This is a genomic window from Pseudomonas sp. GW823-FHT02E01 (assembly GCF_058797535.1).
This window is the reverse complement of record NZ_JBXAJS010000003.1, coordinates 521,626-541,669: the sequence shown is the minus strand read 5'-3', so window position 1 is coordinate 541,669 and position 20,044 is coordinate 521,626. Positions and strand designations below refer to the sequence as shown.

Here is a 20,044-nt window from a genome sequence, read left to right as displayed (position 1 = left end):
CATTTGCCAACCATCCTTGAACCCGGAGAAATCGAAGCGGCGGCCAGTTCGCCGCCGTTTCTGTGCATGCCACCGCATAACCTGTTCAGCCTGCGTGCCCAGCGCCTGGAAACGCTGGCCGAAGGGCACCCGATGGCCGATTACCTGCGCCTGATCGCCGGGTTGTGCCGGGTGCAGCAACAGGTGCTGGACGACCCGCCGCCAAGCGACCCCCTTGACCGACAACGCATCGAGTTGTGCCAGCAACACGGCTTGCCGCCGTTCGCGGCCGACAGCCTGGCGCGCGAAGACGATTGGCAGCCTTACCTCGATGCCTTGCTGCAGTGCTATAGCGCACCGTCACAATCCGCCGTGGCCGATGCCGTGGACACCTTGCGCCTGGCCGGTGCCGGGCAACGGCGTGCCTGGGCGGTGGCGCTGGTCAGTGGCCAGTATTCGCTGGTGCCGGCGGCGCTGGTGCCGTTTCTCGGTGCGGCGCTTCAAACAGCCTGGAGCCACTGGCTGTTGAGTACGCCGAACCTCGCACTAACTCCCGGCGACAGCCTCAGCCAGTGCCCGGCCTGCGGCTCGCCGGCCATGGCCGGGGTGATCCGTCATCGCGGCAAACACAACGGCTTGCGTTATCTGGTCTGCTCGCTGTGTGCCTGCGAGTGGCATGTGGTGCGGGTCAAATGCGTGTATTGCGAACAGAGCAAGGGCCTGGAATACCTCAGCCTTGAAGATGATCGCCATGCCGCCAACCAGGCGCCGTTGCGCGCCGAAGTCTGCCCCGGTTGCAACAGTTATCTGAAGTTGCTCTATCTGGAGAACGATGCGGACGCCGAAGCGTTGTCGGCAGACCTGTCCAGCCTGATGCTCGACATGCGCCTGACCCAGGACGGTTATCAGCGTCTGGCACCCAATCTGTTGCTGGCGCCGGGAGACGAATGACCGCAGCGTCTACACTCTGGCGCGAGGGCCATTCGTTTTCAGGAGCGCCAGATGTCTGCACGCAGTGCCAGCCAACCCCTGCGTCTACCTTCCATCGACAGTTTGTTGCGTCACCCCGCGTGCCGGCCGTTGGCCGAGCGCTATGGACGCGACGCCTTGCTGGGTGCCTTGCGGCTATTGCTGGAGGAACTGCGCGAAGGCGTACGGCAGGGTTTGCTCGAACCTGTGGAAGTCAGCGCCGACGTGCTGGCGGGCAGGGTCGGCGAGCGATTGGCAACCGAGCATCGCAGCCATGTGCGTCGGGTGTTCAACCTCACCGGCACGGTCTTGCATACCAATCTCGGCCGGGCGTTGTTGCCCAAGGAAGCGATTGAAGCGGTGCAAATGGCCGCGCGCTATCCACTCAACCTCGAGTTCGACCTGCGCAGCGGCAAGCGCGGAGATCGCGACGACCTGATCGAAGGCTTGATCCGCGAATTGACCGGCGCCGAAGCGGTGACCGTGGTCAACAACAATGCCGCAGCGGTGCTCTTGACCCTCAACAGCCTGGGCGCGCGCAAGGAAGGGATTATCTCCCGGGGCGAACTCATTGAAATCGGCGGTGCCTTCCGCATTCCCGACATCATGGCCCGCGCCGGGGTGAAGCTGGTTGAAGTCGGCACCACCAACCGCACCCATGCCCGCGACTACGAGACTGCCATCGGCCCGCGCAGCGGCTTGATCATGCGCGTGCATGCAAGCAACTACAGCATTCAAGGCTTCACCACGAGTGTGGCGACGGCTGAACTGGCGCAAATTGCCCACCAACATGGACTGCCATTGCTCGAAGATCTCGGCAGCGGCAGTCTGCTGGACTTGACCCGCTGGGGTTTGCCGGCAGAGCCGACGGTGCGTCAGGCCCTGCTCGATGGCGCGGATGTCGTCACTTTCAGTGGCGACAAACTGCTCGGCGGACCACAGGCCGGGTTGATTGTCGGCCGCAAGGAACTGATCGCCAGGATCAAGAAAAATCCGCTCAAGCGAGCACTGCGGGTCGACAAAATGACCCTGGCGGCCCTGGAAGCGGTGCTGGGTTTGTACCGAAACCCGGACCGACTGGCCGAGCGTTTGCCGAGCCTGCGCCTGTTGACCCGGCCACAGGCCGAGATTCTCGCCCAGGCCGAGCGTTTGCGGCCGGCGCTTGCCCAAGTGCTGGGTGACGGCTGGAGCGTCAGTGCCATGCCGGCACTGGGCATGATCGGCAGCGGCAGCCAACCGGTGGCGAGGCTGGCCAGCGCGGCGCTGTGTCTGCGCCCGCTGACGTCCAAGCGCTTTCGCGGGCGCTCGCTGTTGACGCTGGAAGAAGCCTTTCGCGACTTGCCGATTGCGGTCCTGGGGCGCATCGACGATGACGCCCTGTGGCTGGACCTGAGGCAACTGGACGACGAGCCGGCATGGCTGGCACAACTCGAACAATTACAGGTGGAGGGCCGGGCAGGGTGATTGTCGGCACCGCAGGGCATATCGACCATGGCAAGACAGCGCTGCTCCAGGCGCTGACCGGTCAGGCGGGTGACCGGCGCCGCGAAGAGCGTGAGCGCGGCATGACCATCGACCTTGGCTATCTGTATGCCGAGCTGGAGGCGGATGCGCAGCTGACCGGATTCATCGACGTTCCCGGCCATGAGCGCTTCACCCACAACATGCTGGCCGGAGCGCAGGGCATCGATCTGGTGTTGCTGGTGGTGGCCGCCGATGACGGGGTGATGCCGCAGACCCGCGAGCACCTGGCGATTGTCCAGTTGCTGGGCATCCCCCGGGCACTGGTGGCGATCAGTAAGTGCGACCGGGTCGACAGCGCCCGGGTGCAGATCGTGCGTGAGCAGGTCCATACCTTGCTGGCGCCCGGAGCGTATGCCGATGCGCCGCTGATTGCGCTGTCGAGCGTGACCGGCGAGGGCATCGAAACCCTGCGCCAACAATTGCTGCAAGCCCAGCGTGAAGTACAGCAGCGCAGCACCGAAGGCGGTTTTCGCCTGGCGATCGATCGGGCTTTCAGCGTGGCCGGGGCCGGTATCGTGGTGACCGGCACGGCGCTGTCCGGCCAGGTCGCGGTGGGCGATACCCTGCTGTTGGGGCCACAGGGCAAACCGGTGCGCATTCGCGGCCTGCACGCACAAAACCGGGCCGCCGACCACGCTCTCGCCGGCCAGCGCGTGGCCTTGAACCTGAGTGCCGAACGGCTGACCCTGGAACACATCCATCGCGGCCACTGGTTGCTCGCCGAAGGCCTGTACGCGCCCACCCGGCGCCTGGACATCGACATGCAACTGCTGGCCGGCGAACCCCGGGCTTTCGAACACTTTCAACCGGTGCATGTGCACCTCGGCACCCAGGACGTGACCGGGCGTGTCGCCTTGCTGGAAGGCACCAGCCTGGCACCCGGTGGCCGGATGTTTGCGCAACTGCTGCTCAACACAGCGGTGCATGCAGTGAAGGGTGATCCGCTGATCCTGCGTGACCAGAGTGCCCAACGAACCCTGGGTGGCGGCCGGGTGCTCGATCCGTTTGCCCCGGATCGGCAACGCCGCAGCCCCGAACGTCTGGCGCAACTGAGTGCGCTGGCGAACAGTGCCGGGCTGGAAGATGTTTTGCCGGCGTTGCTGGCCCACAGCGACACCGGACTCGATCCGCAGCGCCTGGAGCGGCAGTTCAACCTACCGCGCAGCAGTTGGGTGTTGCCCGCAGACGTGCGCCTGATCGATACCCGTCAAGGCCCATTGCTGTTCAGTGCAAGTCGCTGGGAATCCTTGAAAGCGCCCTTAGTGGATCAGCTCGCGCATTTCCATCAACTCGAACCGGATCAAATGGGGCCGGACCGGGATCGCTTGCGTCGATTCATCGGCAGCACACTGGAACGCCCAACGTTTATCAGACTGCTCGACGAGTTGTTGGCCAGCGGCGATATCGCCAGCAGCGGCCCGTGGTTGCACCTGCCCGAACATCAGGTGCGTTTAAGCGAAGAGGACGAAACCCTGTGGCTACAATTGCAGCCGCTATTCGAACAGGCCGGATTCGACCCGCCCTGGGTGCGCAACCTGGGACATGACGAAGCAACCGTCCGTGCATTGCTACGCAAAATGGCGCGCCTGGGCTTGTTGCACCAGGTGGTACGCGACCTGTTTTACACCGACAGCATGATTCGCCGATTGGCGGCTATGCTGTTGCAACTGGCGGACGCCAACCCGGTGATTCAGGTGACGGCGTTTCGTGATGCGGTGGGCCTGGGGCGCAAGCGCAGCATTCAGATACTGGAGTATTTTGACCGTGTCGGCCTGACCCGGCGCTTTGGCGATCGTCGGCAGATTCGCCTGGACAGTGCGCTGGCCCAGCGAAATGAGCTTTGATTCAGAGGCAATCATTCAAGGAAGGCAATCGCGCCCGGTGGCGCGGCCGGGCTTCAAACCCGGTTGGGGACGGCATCCGTTCCCGGGCAGGTTCGACTCCGGCTGCCTTCCGCCACTTTCCGCTCAGAACGGCCCGAAGTTCAACGGGTACTGGATGACCACGTACACCCGCTCGATGTCATCGCCGGCCTGGGCCGCGTTCGCCCGGTGCGACACATGGGACAGTTGCAGCGACAAACCCTTGGCCGTCCCGGCACGACGTAGTGCAGGTCGATGTCACGCTCCCAGTGTCTGCCCCCGGCACCTTGTTGTGGCACGTAGGTGCCGGTCGCCGGGTCGAACGGGTTGTAGGCCCCGCCTTGTGGTGCATGGGTGCCGTCGATCTGGTCGCCGGTGACGTAGCGGGTCATGAACTTCAGGCCGGGTATCCCGAAGGCAGTCAGGTCCAGGTCATAACGAACCTGCCAGGAGCGTTCGTGGGCGCCGTTGAAGTCGGCGTACTTGATCGAGTTGGCCAGGTAGATGGAATCGCCACCGACGAAATCGAATGGCGTATCACCGTCGACTTTCTGATACGCCAGGGTGAAACCATGGGCGCCCAGCGCGTATTTACCGGACAGGCTGTACGCCGTGTTGTCGATGGCACCGGCCAGCGCCTGACCACTGTCCCTGGTGTGATAGAGGTTGGCGTCGAGGAACACCCCGGACTGCTTGAAGTGCAGGTTGCCGTAGTACTGATGCCAGGTGTCGGTCAGATCCGAGGCATACAGGGCGCCGCCAACCGGGCTTTGGGTAAACAGATCGGCGCCGACAAACGAAATGCCGCCGGCCTCGGTATTGGCGCCATAACCGAAAAAGTTGCCCTTGCCTGAAGCACTGTCCTGATTCTTGAATGCCGTGAAGTGACCGGCTTGCAGGTTCATGCCGTCGATTTCGCGGCTGTTGAGCAGAAAACCTGTGGCGTACTCCGGCTGCAGGCGTTTGTCCGCGGTATCGAACACCGGGGATTCGACCTCCATTTCGCCAAACGCCAGGGTGGTGTTCGTTGCCTTGAGCTTGATCGCGCCGCCACCGCTGGAGTAATTGCTTTCGCTACGACCGTCACTGCCCACGGGCAGCAGACCGGTTCCGGAATGGCCTTTGCCACCGTCAAGTTTCAATCCAGCAAAGGCATGGGCATCGAGACCGAAACCAACTGTGCCCGGTGTGAAACCGGATTCAAAAGCGCTGATAAAACCTTGAGCCCATTCGGCTTTGTAGTTTTTTCCGGTCGGTGAGGGGGATCGATAGTCGCTGTTCAGATAAAAGTTTCGACTGAGCACGCCAAGGGTTGAGCCCTCGAAAAATCCTTCTGCGCCTTGCACCGATTCCTCGGCCGGTGCGTGGTTGGCCAGCAGGCAGAAAAACAGGGCAACAGGCGCCCTGAAGTCTTGCAGGGAAAGGATCATCAATGGGTCACCACAGGGGAGGTTCTGCCTTTGCAATGGTCATGACACTGTTCTTACGGGGGGCGTGAGGTGGTCATGGTTACGTAGATCGGGTCGGGAATATTGAATCGGTGTGCTGTCTTTGATGCCTGGTGCGCAAAGTGGCTAGAACCCCAATAGGGCTGTCCATCGGCACGGTCCTGCAAGCGGCCGGCTATCGATTATTCTGGTAATGAGGCCAGCGCTGCCGGCCGAGGAGGGGACGCAATCATGTCTGCACAGGATCGAGAACTGCTGGACCAGGTGCTTGCCGCCCATGGCGGCCTGGTGCGCTGGAACAGTTTCAATAAGGTCTGCGCCACGATCGTCACCGGCGGCTCGCTCTGGGGCATGAAAGGGTTGACCCAGGACAGCGCGCCACGCCAGATGACCGCGTGGTTGCATGAACAAAGAGCCTCGGTGAAACCCTTCGGCGCACCGGAGCAATTCACGGCCTATACGCCGAACCGAATCGCCATCGAGAATACCGCGGGCAAGGTGATTGCCGAGCGCCATGCGCCCCGGGCATCCTTCAAGGGCCATGGGGAACACACGGCGTGGGACCCGTTGCACCGGGCCTACTTCAACGGCTATGCGATGTGGTCCTACCTGACCATGCCCTTCCTGTTCACCTTGCCGGGCGTAACCTGCGAGGAAATCGAGCCACTGCAAGAGGGGGCCGAACTCTGGCGGCATTTGCGGGTGCACTTTCCCGACAGCATCGCAACCCACAGCGCCATCCAGGACTTCTATTTCGGCGATGCCTTTTTGCTGTGCCGCCACGACTACAACGTCGATGTGAGCGGCGGCATGCCCGCTACGCAACTGGTTGGTGACTACGTCGAAGCCGACGGATTGCGCATGCCGGGCAAGCGGCGAGCCTATCGACGCAAGATCGATGGGCAGGTCAACATGGAGGCGTTGCTGGTGTCGATCGACTTGAGTGAAATCCATTACTCGTAGCAAAAGTTGTGTCTTGGCGTAAACCGGCGGAGCGCGAAGCCAGCCGTCGTGTCTCCTGTGGGAGCGAGCTTGCTCGCGATAAGGCCGGCACATCCAGCATTGGTGCCGGCTGACACTCCGCCATCGCGATCAAGCTCGCTCCCACCCTTGTTTTGTGGTGTGACAAGCATTTGTGGGCGCCACTGAAACCTGTGGGAGCGAGCTTGATCGCGATAAGGTCGGCACGTCCAGCATTGATACCGGCTGACACTCCGCCATCGCGAGCAAGCTCGCTCCCACCCTTGTTTTGTGGTGTGACAAGCATTTGTGGGCGCCACTGAAACCTGTGGGAGCGAGCTTGCTCGCGATGAGGCCGGCACGTCCAACATTGATATCGGCTGACACTCCGCCATCGTGAGCAGTCTCGCTCCAACAGGGTTTAGGGGGTTTCCATGCCGCCAAAATGAAATGAGCGCCACCCGGGCGCTCATTTTTTCAGATCCTGTTCATTTGGTTTTCACCACCGCCGGTGGGGTCCAGTCGCCGTCGAGGACATCGGCCTGCGGCCAGTAGGCGCGGATGTACAGCGAGAATTCGGCACCTTTGGGCGAGGGCAGCCAGTTGCTTTCCTTGTCCTTGCCCGGTGATTCACTTTGCACGTAAATGGTCAGCGAGCCGTCAGGATTGGTTTGCAGGGATTTGTTCTTGGTGCCGATGGAGTAACGCTTGAGCTCGTTCGGCGAGAAGAAGTGCTGTTCGTTGTACAGCGTCAGCGACCAGAACCCCCTGACTGGCGGCAGCTTGCCTTTGGCGAACGTGACGCTGTAGCCGTACCGGCCGTTGAGGCGCAGGCCGTTCTCATCCAGGTCCTGGTAGAAGTACTTGGTCTCTTTCTGCTGGTTCACGAATATGTTCGAACGCGCGACGGCGGTACGGGTGAAATAGTCGGTGCCGAACGCTGCACCGTTGCTCACGGTGCTCCAGTGATTGGGCAATTGCAGACCGTAGTTGCGGAACTGCAACAGCGGGTCAATCACTTCGCTGTCGGCCTTTTTCGCCTCGTCGATCATCGCAGCGCGAAGTTGCGGGTCGGCCTTGGCGATGGCCGCAAGGGTGGCCATTTGCGCGTAGCGGGCTTCTTCCCCCGGCAATGGCTTGGCGTCCTTGAGCAGGGCCGGCAGCTCATCGAAGAACTTCTCCGGCACCACCCACTTGGTTTCGGCATTGCCTTCGGTAGCCTGGGCCGGGAATTTCGGCAGCCTGGCCCAGTTGCGCTTCTTCATTTTGCCGTCGTATTGCGACAGCGGGTACATGTCGATGCCCGACAAAGCCGGCTGCACGGCCTGGCGGTCGGCGGCGGTGTCGTCCTGGAATACCCGTGGGATCACGAACCCGGTGTTCGTACGCGCCCGGTACACCCGCTTGATGCCGGGCGGCACCTTGCCGTTCCAGTCCGGGCCGACCAACAGGTAGAAACCCGGTTGGGTGTTATACATTTTGCCCATCTCGACGAAGCTGTCCGAACGCAGGTCCACCACCTGATATACCCAGAATCGGCCGTCGAAGTCCGGCACTTGCAGCACCACCGGCTCAATGTCCAGGGCGATGCTGCCGGCGCCGTACACCACGTCCTGGTTCGGACAGGCCACCAGCCGCTCGGCCGGGTCGATGTAGTCGCTGAGCATCGACAGCCGATTGATCGGGGCCACGGGTACGATGCCGCCCATCAAGCCGGGTTCCGGCAAGTTCTTGAAGGCCTGGCGACGATTGAAGATGTTGGCCATCGGCCAGGCCCAGAAATACGCCTCGCGCGCCATCATGCGCACATACGGTTCGGTTACTTTGGTGCCGGCGACAGGGCCTGAGACAGGGCTGGCGACCGGAGCGGCAACAGTGGCTTGCGCTGCGTAACCCGGTGTACTCAACAGGCCTGCGGCTGTGACCGTACTGGCGAAAGTCATGGCGAGGAGGGCATGACACCGGGGTAAACGATTCATGAAGCGTCCTTACTTGTCGGCAGTCACCGAATGCAGGTGATTCGCTCTCAAGATAGCTCATCCTTTACCCCAGTGCTGTTCAGCGCAGGCGCGAGGGCCTCAGATCGACCTCAAAGATGATCGGCATCAATCACCGCCTTGGCGAACGCCTGCGGATCTTCCTGCGGCAGATTGTGGCCGATGCCACCATTGATCAACCGGAACTCGTATTTGCCGGTGAAGCGCTTGGCATAGTCTTCAGGCGCCGGGTGCGGTGCGCCGTTGGCATCGCCTTCAAGGGTGATGGTCGGCACGCTGATGGACGGCGCCGTGGCCAGTTTCTGCTCCAACGCTTCGTACCGACTTTCGCCCTGGACCAGGCCCAGGCGCCAGCGGTAGTTGAACACGGTGATGTCGACATGGTCGGGGTTGTCCAGCGCCTTGGCACTGCGGTCGAAGGTGGCGTCATCGAACGCCCATTTCGGCGAGGCCAGTTGCCAGATCAGCTTGGCGAAGTCATGGGTGTTCTTCTCGTAACCGGCGCGACCACGGTCAGTGGCGAAGTAGAACTGATACCACCACTGCAATTCCGCCTTGGGCGGCAGCGGGTTCTTGCCGGCCGCCTGGTTGCCGATCAGATAACCGCTGACCGAAACCAGCGCCTTGACCCGTTCCGGCCACAGTGCCGAGACAATGCCGGCCGAACGCGCACCCCAGTCGTAGCCACCGAGCACCGCTTGCTTGATCTTCAGGGCATCCATGAAGTCGATGACATCACTGGCCAGTGCAGCCGGTTGGCCATTGCGCAGGGTTTTGTCGGACAGGAAATGCGTATCGCCATAACCCCGGGCATAGGGCATCAGCACCCGATAACCCTTGGCGGCCAGCAACGGCGCAACCTCATCATAGCTATGAATGTCGTACGGCCAGCCGTGCAGCAGGATCACTACCGGCCCGTTGGCCGGGCCTGTTTCTGCGTACGCCACGTCCAGCAGCCCGGCGTTGACATGCTTGAGCGGGCCGAAGGGCGAGGGCGCCGCCTGGGTGGTACCGGCAGGGGCCACGGCTGGCTGCGCGGTGGCGGCCGTTTGCGCGTGGGCCGCACCGAGCACGCCGAACAACGTCAGCGCGAGGATTGAAGGGCCGACCAGGTGGCGGCGAGTCTTGCCGGATTTGCTGTTGCGCAGTGCCATCTTCATGGGATGTCTCCATTACCAGCCGTGGGTCAGGGGTTCCGTCCGAACCCCTTCAAACCTTGCGTGCATTCAAGCGCGGCAACGTATCTGGCCTGTGTCCAATTGCAGGACGGATGAAAGTCTGTGTATCGAGGTGTCACGCCGATACACTGTGATACACAACAGGTCAGACACTGGAGGGGGGCAGGATCAGTATGAAGACTAACTCGACTAAAGCACTATTTAGTCGAGTTATGTTGGTAAATGCTTCGATTATGCCAATAAAGTTGCGATTTAAAGGCAGGGAGACAAAATGAGTCCAAGCACCACAAAAATTGCAAAGCTGATCAAAACCCTGGCCCTTGAGCCCCATATCGAAGGTGGTTTCTTTCGCAGAACCTACCAGTCGGACGACCAGAACATGATTCTGACGTCCACTGGCCAACGGCATTGCATGACGTCGATTTTCTATCTGCTGACCCAGGACGCTCCAATAGGTCATTTCCATCTGAACCGGTCAGACATCGTTCATTACTATCATCTGGGCGATCCGATTCAGTACACGCTGATTTTTCCGGACGGCACATTGAAAACCATTGTGATGGGTCACGACGTTCTCGCCGGACAATGCTTGCAACTGCATGTGCCCGGTGGCATCTGGAAAGCTTCGCAGGTGATGCACGGCGCAGCAGGATTTGGCTTGATCAGTGAAGCGGTTACGCCAGGCTTTGATTTCGCAGATATGGAAATGGGTGACCGGCAAAAGCTCGGTCAGCAGTTTCCTGAGCATTGGGCGTTGATCGAAAGGCTGACGCGAGGATGAGGGGATTCCTTGCTTCAAGATCTGTGTGAGTCTGTGCCAATCTGGCCATATCGTATTACGTGTAATGTATATTATGTTAAACGACAGGTCATGTCATAGATGTTCATGAGCTGCCTAAGCCACTGATTCGACAAACCTGCTTCTGACGTCCACGCTCTCAACGGGCCATGTACTTCGTGTTCATGGTGAGACATTGAATGAGGTGGCTGCCGATGAAGCTGATTCAGTGCCGTTACTCTTCCGGTCAGCGTGTACCGCTGCTCGTGCAGACCGGAGATGCGGCGCCATTGCCCATGCTTGTCCCGTTCATCTACGTTCAACTCAAGCTCAGATACCGCGCTTACAACACTGCGGCGGCACATCTGCGATCGAGGCTGTATTTGCAGACGTTGCCGAATAGCGGCTGCATTCGCGAGCACCTTCATCACTTATCAGCTATTTGAGGTTCCTTGGTCCTGCCTACGTGGCCTTATCGGCGTTGAAACCGTGGAAGTATTCCAAGCCGTCCATAAGCCAGAATAGGCCGACTCTCGCGACCAGTCGCGCTGGAGCCTTTCCAAAAACCTGGCTCTTGAACAATCAATTGCAAGGCCGTACCCGTCAGTTGATTTCTCGATTGCATCAAGGTGTCGCGACATTGAAAGTCGCCTGGCCCTGAATCGAATCAAGCCCGAACTCGAATCGTACCGCCTTGGCGATTCCACTGATCACATCATCCACCAGCCACCGTCCTTTGTCCGCGCTTGAGTCCAGCGCAGACGACAGTACCCCACTGGCTGGCACCCATTCAGTCCGCGCGGGGTACATGTCGTAAACCGGGAACTGCGCCGGTCCGTGATCAGGAATTTGGTCAAGGAATACCAACTGCGGGTAGTAATGCAGCATCATCGATGTTTCGATGACCGCTGCATGTTCCAGCGCAATCCCCGGAAAACCGTCCGGAAAGATTCTGTCGAGCGTCTGTGATTTCACGAACTCCCAGTGTTCGAGGCGCATGACCTCCAGTCCGGCATTCGGACCGATATCGCGCATGGCCAGTTCAATACCCTCAGTGACAAACCACTGGTTTTCGTAATGACCGATCACCAGCACCAGGCGCGTCACGCCATGACGATGAAACTCGCGTACGGCATCCCTTACCATGGCGATCAGCGTGGCCCCATCCACGCTGGTTGTTCCGCAGAAGTGCTGCCCTCCTCCACATTTCGGCTGAGATTTATAGCCGTAGGAAAGCGCTGGGGCGACGATGCCGTCGATTTCCCTGGCGACATCTTCACTGATCGCACTGGCCAGCAAAGCATCGGTGCCCAAAGGCAAATGAGGCCCGTGCTGTTCGGTCGCACCGATAGGCAGGAAGACCACCGAGCCCGATTGCACGCGGTGCTCATAGTCGACCCAACTGATGTTATCCATCCTTACGTTGTTCATGGCTGCACTCCCATTTCGATTGGTCATAGCGAACGCCCCGGCACCAGATCGGCGCCAAGACGTTTGCGCGTTGTCTTACGCTTGCGCCGGGTACCACGCTTCGGGCTCCGGGTAGTCCCAGTCCGAAGGAAATGCATAGGTTTCAAATACGGTGGTGGTATCGGCCTCGGTGCCGAAGAACGCGAAATGATTCACTCCCATCCATGACCCGGACTGCACGCATTTGAAGCCGCGTCGCGTCAGCTCCGTAATGCGATCCTCAAACGGAATGTTGTTGCAGTCGTAGGCAACGTGCTGGATGCCTTCGCCATGTTTCTCCAGGAAGTCGGCAAAGATGGTCGGACCGGAGACCGGCTCCATCAACTCCCAGACCATGTTGCCGGACTGTGCGAAGCAGACTTTAAGAACAAACTCGGCCGGTTCGCCATGGTAAGTCTGGTTTTCAGTGTTTTCCGGGCTGAAGGTGTACACCCGCCACGGGCCGATCCCCAGCTTGAGCAAGCCATCCATTGTGCGCTTGTGATCACGCGTAACGATCGCAATCTCCACAACATTACCCAGGAATGCATCGACCTCGGTTCCAGCATTCAATGCTTTCAGCACATTAGTTTGTTCAAGATGGGACATACGCAGTTTCCTTTTTAATCGTTTAATGATTGAACACACTGAGTTTACTTAGCCAGCACCGAAGAGCTGACAACTTCCGTACGCCGTGAACGATGCAATAAATAGTAGATCCCCCCTCCCACACCAAACCCTGCCAGCCAGGACAAATCAATTCCGCCCAACGCCATTGCGAGCGGGCCTTGCAGTGATTTAATTGTCCCGACCTGAAATAACCAGGCTGCAAGTATTCCCACTGCAAGTGCAAATATGCCTCTCCAGTTCACATCAGCACATGCACTTTGGGAGTGGTGGCAATACAGCGATTTCAAATCGACCTGACCACGGCGAATCAGGAAAAAATCAACCAGCGTGATACCAGCCCAAGGACTGATCCACACCACGAAGAACACCATCAGGTTTTCAAAGGCATGTACAAACTCGCCCGATTGCAGAAACAGGTAGAGCATGAACAGCGCAACCACGCCCGAGACCATCGAAACCGCCCAGCGTGGAACACGCAGATCCAGAGACAACGTCGCCAGCGCTGCGGAATAAATGACCACGATGTTGGTGGCTACCGGGCCATGCAACAGCACAAGCAGAACCGGCAGCGCCATTGTGCCGAACACCGCGATGATCAATTGTGCAGGATCCGAACCTCCGCCCGCGGAAGCAATGGTAGCGCCCAGAAAGGCCAGCCATACAGTGGGCAGGAACATGCCCAGGAACGTCGACCGAAACACCTGGCCGTCAGACAGTTTGCTCTGGGTGAAGCGGGTGTAATCAGAGGCGTATACCAGCCATGAAATGCCCCAACCGATCCCGATCGCCGTCATCAGGCTGCTCATGGCCGACAGCTTGCCGAAGCCCTCGGTGGTGGATGCCTGCCACTGGATATCCACATGGGTGAAGGCCAGCACGGTCATTACTACCATGATCAACAGAATCACCGGCATGGTGTAGCGCTCGAAGCACTTGATGGCGTTAAAGCCCCATGCCGCAATGCCGACCTGAAGAATCATGACCGCCAAAGCGATCCCGTACTTGAGTTCCATGCCACCGCTGATACCGATTTTTTCCAGGGCTGCCACTGCAAGATCAAGAACGATCCAGGTGTTGGTGGCCACCCAGCCCATAGGCATCAGCACTTGCATGATGGTGGGGAGGTAGGCACCGCGCCGGCCAAACGCCAACCGGGAAAGCACCATTTGCGGTACGCCCGTGCGGTGTCCCATGATGCAGATGCCGCCGAACAGAGCCGCGCCCAACAGGTTGCCGACGACAATCACCAGCAGGGTTTCCCACAGGCTCAAACCCAGCTGGATACCGATTGCACCGAGCACCCAGTTGATAGGCGCGACATTAGCCCCGGCCCAGATCCAGAACTGGTCCAGCGGCGTTGAAGTGCGATGGCTATCGGGCACGGGCTCAATGCCCAGCGCATCATAATTGGCCTCGTTGATTACGCTTTTTTCAGAATTGCGACGGGTTGACATTATTATTTTCCTCGCTGACCGGCGACCACGTGAATCGCCCCGAGCCATTAAAGCGAGGTCTGTTCTTTTACGTAATTGATAATAACTAAAAGACCCTTTAGCAAAATTACCGCATTAAGTTTTACTCAATTGCCCCCGCGAACAGTCAGTCCATCCTCCTTTTAAAAATCGAAGTTGACATCCACGCCCACAAATAAAACTCGCTTATTGAGTTTTATTTAACGCACCTAAAATTAATGTCAATAGCCTCACCCTCGATGGTCGTGGCCAACTTGTTGCAGCCATTGAGGTAATTCCGCCTCAGGTTCAAAGGAAGTTTCACATGACCACCCTTCTTCATATCGATGCTAGCGCACGATCCGATCGTTCCCTGAGCCGCAAACTGTCCCAGGCATTTGTCGAGGCTTGGGTTGATCGCGATGACAAGACGCAAGTCATTGTCCGTGACGTTGGGCACAACCCTCCACCGTTCGTGACGGAGGCATGGATTGCCGCAGTTTTTACTCCCGAAGAGCACATGACGCCGGAAAAACGCGAAGAGATCCGCCTCTCGGATGAGTTGATCGATGAGATCGATCGCGCCGACGTCATCATCATGGGTACGCCGATGTACAACTACGGAATGCCGGCAGCCCTCAAGTCCTGGTTCGACAAAGTCATTCGCATTGGCAAGACCTTCACCTTTGATCTTGACCGCGGCGACTACCCACTGGAGCCGATCATGAACGGCAAGAAGCTGGTCATTTTATCTTCCCGGGGTGAATTCGGATTTGGCCCGGGAGGTGTGCGCGAAGCGATGAACCACCTCGACACTCACATCCAGACCTGTGCTCACTACCTGGGCGTGAACGAAACCCACGTCATCTCCATCGACTATCAGGAATTTGGCGACGCCCGCCACGAAGCCTCCATCGCCGATGCGTTCGATGCAATTCCGGTGCTGGTCAGGCAGTTGGTTGAAGATCGCCAACGTCAGCTTTTGCCGGCCTGATTGCCAGGTACCGCCGTCAAAATGGGAGAAACCATGATCACGATGATGCAAACCGCTGAACGATTGAGACAAGGCCTGACGACACCCGATAAGTTGATCGAGTCGGCCTTGGCGGCGATCAAAAACTCGGCGTACGTGTTCATTGATGTGCTTGAACAGCGCGCTTTCAATGATGCGGAAGCGTCGACCAGGCGTTGGCGTCAAGGGGCTCCCTTGAGCCCTTTTGACGGGATTCCCTATGCGGTCAAGGATCTGCTGGATGTCGTCGGTAGTCGAACAACCGCCGGCTCCATCACCCGGATCGACGCTCCGATGGCGGTCGAGGATGCGGAGGTGATCGCAGCCCTCGCCGCACTCGGTATGATCCCGCTGGGTAAAACCAACCTCACGGAATTTGCTTACTCCGGGCTTGGCCTGAATCCGCATTTCGGAACACCGACCTGCGATGTCGCGGTCAGCGAGAGCCGCGTTCCTGGCGGGTCTTCTTCGGGCTCGGCCATCGCTGTTCAACGAGGTATCGTCACCTGCGCCATCGGAACCGACACTGCCGGTTCGATCCGCATTCCAGCGGCGTTCAATGGATTGGTCGGGTACAAGGCTTCTACGAGTCGTTACAGCATGAAAGGCCTTCACCCACTCGCCATTACGCTGGATAGCCTAGGCCCTTTCGCCCATACCGTGGCGGATTGCGTTGCACTGGATGCGGCGATGCGAGGTTTCAAAAACGTGGCCATCGAGGCTGTCAACCTTTCAAGCCTTCGCTTTGTGGTCGACGACGGTGTGATGTCTGACCCGGCGTTACAGCCAGTGGTCCAGCACAACCTTGTTTCGATGATGGAGCGGCTTCGTGCAGCCGGTGCACAGGTTGAGCGTCGGCCGGTTCTCGCGGTTGCCCGCACCAGAGAACTCATTGTCCGCGAGGGCTGGCTGGGTGCGATAGAAGCCTGGCGCCTGCTGGGAGCGATAGTCGAAGGTCCGCAGGGGCATCAGATGGACAGGCGCGTGCGCCATCGTCTGCGCGCGGCCAAGGAGGTCGATCCAGCGAGCGAAGCCAGGATCCGCCATCTGCGCACGGAGCTGATGGCGGCCATGGAGCGTGAGCTCGATGGCGCTATTCTGGTCATGCCGACGGTCAAGCACGTCGCCCCGCCGATGGCGCCACTTTCGAATGACGACGAACTGTTTGCAAGCGTCAATCTCGAGACCTTGTCACTCACCATGATTGGCAGCCTGCTGGATATGCCGGGTGTGGCAATCCCGTCCGGCAAGGACAGCATTGGCCTTGCAACGTCGACTTTATTCTCGACGACCCAAGGCCGCGACGATCAACTGCTCAGTGCGTGCCTGGCTATAGAAACGCGCCTTTGTGACTAATGCCTATCAGTCACACCATGGCGCTAACTCAGGAAGTGACAGCCAACGGTTGTCCTGCCAGATCATTCAGGGCATTTTCCCTGAATGATTTGGCTTCGCTCAGGAGCCAGTCTCTGAACAACGAAAGGCTGCGGCGCGCACTGCAGTGGTGGTCTTCTATAAGGTGGTAGGTGAAACCAGGCAAACTCGGACCTTGCACTCGATGCATCTGTCCAGAACGAAGCTCATGGTCGATCAATACATTGCTGCACAACAGCGGCCCAATCCCGCGCTCAACCGCATGTAGCGCTAGGGTTTCCTCGCTGTACCAGGAGATACGAAATTCCCACGATGAATCGTGCTCCACCTGAGCCAGCCAAGCTGACCACGAGGGCGCTTCGAGCGATTGATTCTTCCATTTGAACGCCAGCAGCGAGCGATTATGAAAGTCGTTGATCGTTGCAGTACGGTTGGCCGGACAGATACTTTTGTCCGCGACCGCGATGTATCGATCCTCGAACAGCACCGGCCCCATCGCATGGGCATCGAATGGGCCATAACGAATCGCCAGATCGACAGTCTCGGAACGCAGGTCCACGACTTTCTCCGAGGCATGGATGACACTACTATGTTTGGATAGATCGAGTTGAACTTCGTCAGTCGCGGCATCAACCATCGCTCCGCGAACGCGCGCGTGGTGGACAACTGAATGGCATCCCCCTCCTTTGGCGAACCGATCAAGGCAAACGCTTGGGCAATTTGGTCAAAACCGTCTCGTAACAGCGGGTAGATCGCTTTTCCGGCGGACGTGAGGGTGACCGTACGGCCCCTTTCCAGAAGCTTTTGCCCCAGCCCGTCTTCCAGTTGTCGGACCTGATGGCTTACCGCCGCGACCGTGACGGAAAGCTCATTGGCAGCCGCGGAAAAACTCTGGTGACGTGCTACCGCCTCAAACACTCGCACAGAATTGAGTGGGGGGATTTTGCGCATGGTTTTCTCCGTACACCTGACTGTGTGCTGGCAACGGGTTCAGTGTCCCGCCGGCAGACATCGCCCGCCAGCATGTTTTTTTGAGATCAGTTGACGCTGTAGTGAACATCCTGAGGCTGCATGCCATTAACCGCCGTAATGTCCTGAGGACAGGCAGAGAGGACCACAATAGCGTCCATTTCAGCTTTAAGGCAGACGTACTGCCCAGGTTCACTAACTGGCGCGGCGAATTCGATGCATCCGTCCTGATGAACCGGAACGTTCATAAAGAGATTCAAGGGGCTAGGTGTTTCGTGGACCTTGAGGCCGAGGTTTTCCAAGGCTAGAAAAAGGTTTTCATTGCAACTGTCGTGATGGCCGACAACCCCCAGTTGCACGTAACGGGTCGGGTCACACGCGGCGACCAGCGTGTCGTGCACACCGGGAGTGGTGTCCTCGGTGAGCGTGAGGATTTTCTGTCGTTTGTTGGTGAGGAAGCTGTCACCCTCGCTTGGGTTAAGCTTCAACCAGAACGCACGGCTGTGCTCCATCGACATGGCTTCGGCGAGGTCTGCCGGGTTAAAGGCCCAAGTGTCCACAACCTGCTTGCCATGGGTGTTTATGAGTTTGATGGATTGCCCCTGTTTCAACCGGATCGCTACGCCCCGTCGTGCAGGCAGACGGGTCAGTTTACCGGGTTGGATCGACATCACTGCGTTCATGCCTTTGTTCTCCTCTTTTCAGGCTGATGGCCGGCGTACCGGGTATCTGAATTCAAGGAAAACACAGCACAACTCTTCAAACCAATAATATAAAGTGGCCTCGGTATAAGCTAAATCTATAGGGTATCCCATGCGAATCCGGCAGCTCGAGTGCTTCAGAACTTTGATGATCCACGGCACGATGACCCGAGCGGCAGAGCTGTTGAGTATTTCCCAGCCCGCCATTAGCAGCACCATCGCCAATCTGGAGCATGAGACGGGCTTGAAGCTGTTCGTGCGCAAAGGTGGTCGGCTGCAACCTACGCCGGAAGCACGGCTGTTTTTCGTTGAAGCTGAACGGGCGCTGGAGGCGGTGGAAAAAACCAATCGGGTCGCCAAGGAAATCCGAACGGGAAAACGAGGCCATCTGGCGATCGCCGCCTACGCCAGTATCTCGATCAACCTGTTGCCACGGGTGATGGCCGGGTTCGCGAAAGAGCGTCCGGGGCTTGAGCTGAAAATCATTACCCGAAACTCTCAGTCTGTCCGTGAGCTAATGAACACGCAGCAATTCGACCTGGCCATTGCCGAGTTGCCCCTCGACTACCCCACCTCCAGCATGGAAGTGATCTCGTATGAATGTCAGTGCATGGTGCCGCTCGGCCATCCCCTCGCTCAACTGGAGGTGATCACCCCGTCGGATCTGGATGGCGTACCCTTCGTTTCACTGTTCAAGGGCGACCCTATCTACCAACAGTTGGCCATGGCTTTTTCGGCGCACGGGTCAGCCTGGAACGTGGTGGCCGAGACTGAATTCCTCTCGACGGCATGCGAATTGGTTTACGCTGGCATGGGTGTCGGGATCGTCGACCCGGTGGTCAGCCGGCCCTTCACCAAAAATTTGGTTCTCAAGCCCTTCTCGCCAGCGATCAGATACGAAATTGCACTGTTGCTTCCCACGCAGGAAGAGCCCTCGCAACTGGCACGAGAATTTGCCCATTTCCTCAAGCAACACCTTTAACGATGCTGCCGATGGTTGAAAATTGACCATAACCGAGCCGGGCGAGTGGCCGGATTCTGAAGAGGTCGATACGTCCGTCAGTGAGGCAGGCATCATTGATATGAACGCCGACCACCCGCCCGATGATCAGCAGATTTTCCTCTAGCTCCGATGGAAGCTCGACGGCTTCTAACAACACGCACTCAATGTGTATTGGCGATGCTTTGACTCGTGGAGGCTTCACCAATGAGGACGCTTCGAACTCCAGTCCCGCCCGTTCAAACTCATTGATTTCGGGCCGCTCCACATCACTGGTCGTCCGGACCTGAACATGCAGATCAAAGCTGGCCATGTTGCAGACGAATTCTCCGGTTTCAAGGACGTTTCTGGCTGTGTCTTTAGCACCGTGTGCATGACGGCCATTGGAGCCGAACACCACAATCGGCGGGTTCTCCGACAGCGCATTGAAGAAGCTGTAAGGCGCGAGATTCGGTACCCCGTTTTTACCGAGTGTGGAAATCCATCCGACAGGTCTGGGGACCACACAACTCATCCAATGCTGGTTGATCTCTTCATCATTACGGCCAACTACAAGAAACATGAAATACCCTCCCGAGTTCAGTGATAGCGGGAGTGGAACACCATTGCCGGTCAATAAATAATATTGAATCTTGCACTGACTATAAGTGAATCTTATACAACCATAGATGGATGGGCGTTGCCTGTTAATCTGGCGCTGGAAACGCTCGGTACCAATCGATACTCCTCCGCTGTAAGCATCCGGTGACACATCACCTCATTT

The 20,044-nt window shown here is 58.5% G+C and carries 16 protein-coding genes, 1 tRNA gene and 3 pseudogenes; 10 read left to right on the top strand and 10 right to left on the bottom strand.

Features of this window, described 5'->3' with window-relative positions:
- Window positions 1-3: 3 nt before the first annotated feature.
- From fdhE to AC1RDQ_RS09715, 4 genes are all read left to right on the top strand, one after another.
- Entirely contained in the window at window positions 4-930 is a 927-nt protein-coding gene (gene fdhE, locus AC1RDQ_RS09730; protein ID WP_492587074.1) for a formate dehydrogenase accessory protein FdhE, read from the top strand.
- A 51-nt stretch (window positions 931-981) separates the two neighbouring features.
- Window positions 982-2,412: an L-seryl-tRNA(Sec) selenium transferase gene (gene selA / locus AC1RDQ_RS09725; protein WP_492587072.1), complete on the top strand. Its 1,431-nt coding sequence runs from the start codon at window positions 982-984 to the stop codon at window positions 2,410-2,412.
- Window positions 2,409-4,316, top strand: a complete 1,908-nt coding sequence (gene selB, locus AC1RDQ_RS09720) for a selenocysteine-specific translation elongation factor (RefSeq protein WP_492587070.1) — start codon at window positions 2,409-2,411, stop codon at window positions 4,314-4,316. The genes selA and selB overlap by 4 nt, the downstream gene beginning before the upstream one ends.
- Window positions 4,317-4,335: 19 nt before the next feature.
- A tRNA-Sec gene (locus AC1RDQ_RS09715) sits at window positions 4,336-4,431 on the top strand.
- A gap of 8 nt (window positions 4,432-4,439) precedes the next feature.
- On the opposite strand, the pseudogene AC1RDQ_RS09710 reads toward AC1RDQ_RS09715, so the two are convergent.
- A pseudogene (locus AC1RDQ_RS09710) lies at window positions 4,440-5,764 on the bottom strand (OprD family porin).
- A gap of 249 nt (window positions 5,765-6,013) precedes the next feature.
- On the opposite strand from AC1RDQ_RS09710, the gene AC1RDQ_RS09705 reads away from it, so the two are divergent.
- The gene (locus AC1RDQ_RS09705; protein ID WP_492587069.1) at window positions 6,014-6,745 is read left to right on the top strand and encodes a hypothetical protein; all 732 of its coding nucleotides are present in this window, start codon (window positions 6,014-6,016) and stop codon (window positions 6,743-6,745) included.
- A gap of 485 nt (window positions 6,746-7,230) precedes the next feature.
- On the opposite strand, the gene AC1RDQ_RS09700 is transcribed toward AC1RDQ_RS09705, so the two are convergent.
- Both AC1RDQ_RS09700 and AC1RDQ_RS09695 read right to left on the bottom strand, forming a co-directional pair.
- On the bottom strand, window positions 7,231-8,721 hold the full coding sequence (locus tag AC1RDQ_RS09700) for a DUF1254 domain-containing protein (protein WP_492587067.1): 1,491 nt from the start codon (window positions 8,719-8,721) through the stop codon (window positions 7,231-7,233).
- A 110-nt stretch (window positions 8,722-8,831) separates the two neighbouring features.
- Window positions 8,832-9,899 (bottom strand): alpha/beta fold hydrolase, encoded by a 1,068-nt coding sequence (locus AC1RDQ_RS09695; RefSeq protein ID WP_090455232.1) that lies wholly within the window; start codon window positions 9,897-9,899, stop codon window positions 8,832-8,834.
- Window positions 9,900-10,188: 289 nt separating this feature from the next.
- On the opposite strand from AC1RDQ_RS09695, the gene AC1RDQ_RS09690 reads away from it, so the two are divergent.
- Together AC1RDQ_RS09690 and AC1RDQ_RS09685 are read left to right on the top strand one after the other, a co-directional pair.
- Entirely contained in the window at window positions 10,189-10,698 is a 510-nt protein-coding gene (locus AC1RDQ_RS09690) for a cupin domain-containing protein (RefSeq protein ID WP_492587066.1), read from the top strand.
- 212 nt (window positions 10,699-10,910) lie between these two features.
- Window positions 10,911-11,069, top strand: a pseudogene (locus AC1RDQ_RS09685) (site-specific integrase); the annotation flags it as partial.
- Between the two features lie 250 nt (window positions 11,070-11,319).
- On the opposite strand, the gene AC1RDQ_RS09680 reads toward AC1RDQ_RS09685, so the two are convergent.
- From AC1RDQ_RS09680 to AC1RDQ_RS09670, 3 genes are all read right to left on the bottom strand, one after another.
- A complete protein-coding gene (locus tag AC1RDQ_RS09680; protein ID WP_090455228.1) occupies window positions 11,320-12,126 on the bottom strand; it encodes a creatininase in 807 nt (268 codons plus the stop codon).
- A gap of 75 nt (window positions 12,127-12,201) precedes the next feature.
- Window positions 12,202-12,753, bottom strand: a complete 552-nt coding sequence (locus AC1RDQ_RS09675; protein WP_057714836.1) for a VOC family protein — start codon at window positions 12,751-12,753, stop codon at window positions 12,202-12,204.
- Window positions 12,754-12,797: 44 nt separating this feature from the next.
- Window positions 12,798-14,228 (bottom strand): purine-cytosine permease family protein, encoded by a 1,431-nt coding sequence (locus AC1RDQ_RS09670; RefSeq protein WP_057714837.1) that lies wholly within the window; start codon window positions 14,226-14,228, stop codon window positions 12,798-12,800.
- Window positions 14,229-14,550: 322 nt separating this feature from the next.
- Here AC1RDQ_RS09670 and AC1RDQ_RS09665 point away from each other — a divergent pair, with 322 nt between their 5' ends.
- Complete coding sequence (locus tag AC1RDQ_RS09665; protein ID WP_057714838.1) at window positions 14,551-15,219, top strand: FMN-dependent NADH-azoreductase; 669 nt, start codon at window positions 14,551-14,553, stop codon at window positions 15,217-15,219.
- A 33-nt stretch (window positions 15,220-15,252) separates the two neighbouring features.
- On the top strand, window positions 15,253-16,593 hold the full coding sequence (locus tag AC1RDQ_RS09660; RefSeq protein WP_057716602.1) for an amidase family protein: 1,341 nt from the start codon (window positions 15,253-15,255) through the stop codon (window positions 16,591-16,593).
- Window positions 16,594-16,621: 28 nt separating this feature from the next.
- On the opposite strand, the gene AC1RDQ_RS09655 is transcribed toward AC1RDQ_RS09660, so the two are convergent.
- The 3 genes and pseudogenes from AC1RDQ_RS09655 to AC1RDQ_RS09645 all read right to left on the bottom strand — a co-directional run bounded on the left by AC1RDQ_RS09655 (window position 16,622) and on the right by AC1RDQ_RS09645 (window position 18,263).
- Entirely contained in the window at window positions 16,622-17,170 is a 549-nt protein-coding gene (locus tag AC1RDQ_RS09655) for a LysR substrate-binding domain-containing protein (RefSeq protein ID WP_492587064.1), read from the bottom strand.
- A gap of 257 nt (window positions 17,171-17,427) precedes the next feature.
- A pseudogene (locus AC1RDQ_RS09650) lies at window positions 17,428-17,562 on the bottom strand (LysR family transcriptional regulator); the annotation flags it as partial.
- Between the two features lie 86 nt (window positions 17,563-17,648).
- The gene (locus AC1RDQ_RS09645) at window positions 17,649-18,263 is read right to left on the bottom strand and encodes a DUF1989 domain-containing protein (protein ID WP_079246752.1); all 615 of its coding nucleotides are present in this window, start codon (window positions 18,261-18,263) and stop codon (window positions 17,649-17,651) included.
- A gap of 130 nt (window positions 18,264-18,393) precedes the next feature.
- Here AC1RDQ_RS09645 and AC1RDQ_RS09640 point away from each other — a divergent pair, with 130 nt between their 5' ends.
- Entirely contained in the window at window positions 18,394-19,263 is an 870-nt protein-coding gene (locus AC1RDQ_RS09640) for a LysR substrate-binding domain-containing protein (protein ID WP_492587062.1), read from the top strand.
- On the opposite strand, the gene AC1RDQ_RS09635 is transcribed toward AC1RDQ_RS09640, so the two are convergent.
- A complete protein-coding gene (locus AC1RDQ_RS09635) occupies window positions 19,247-19,843 on the bottom strand; it encodes a flavin reductase family protein (protein WP_492587061.1) in 597 nt (198 codons plus the stop codon). The genes AC1RDQ_RS09640 and AC1RDQ_RS09635 overlap by 17 nt on opposite strands.
- Window positions 19,844-20,044: the final 201 nt, after the last annotated feature.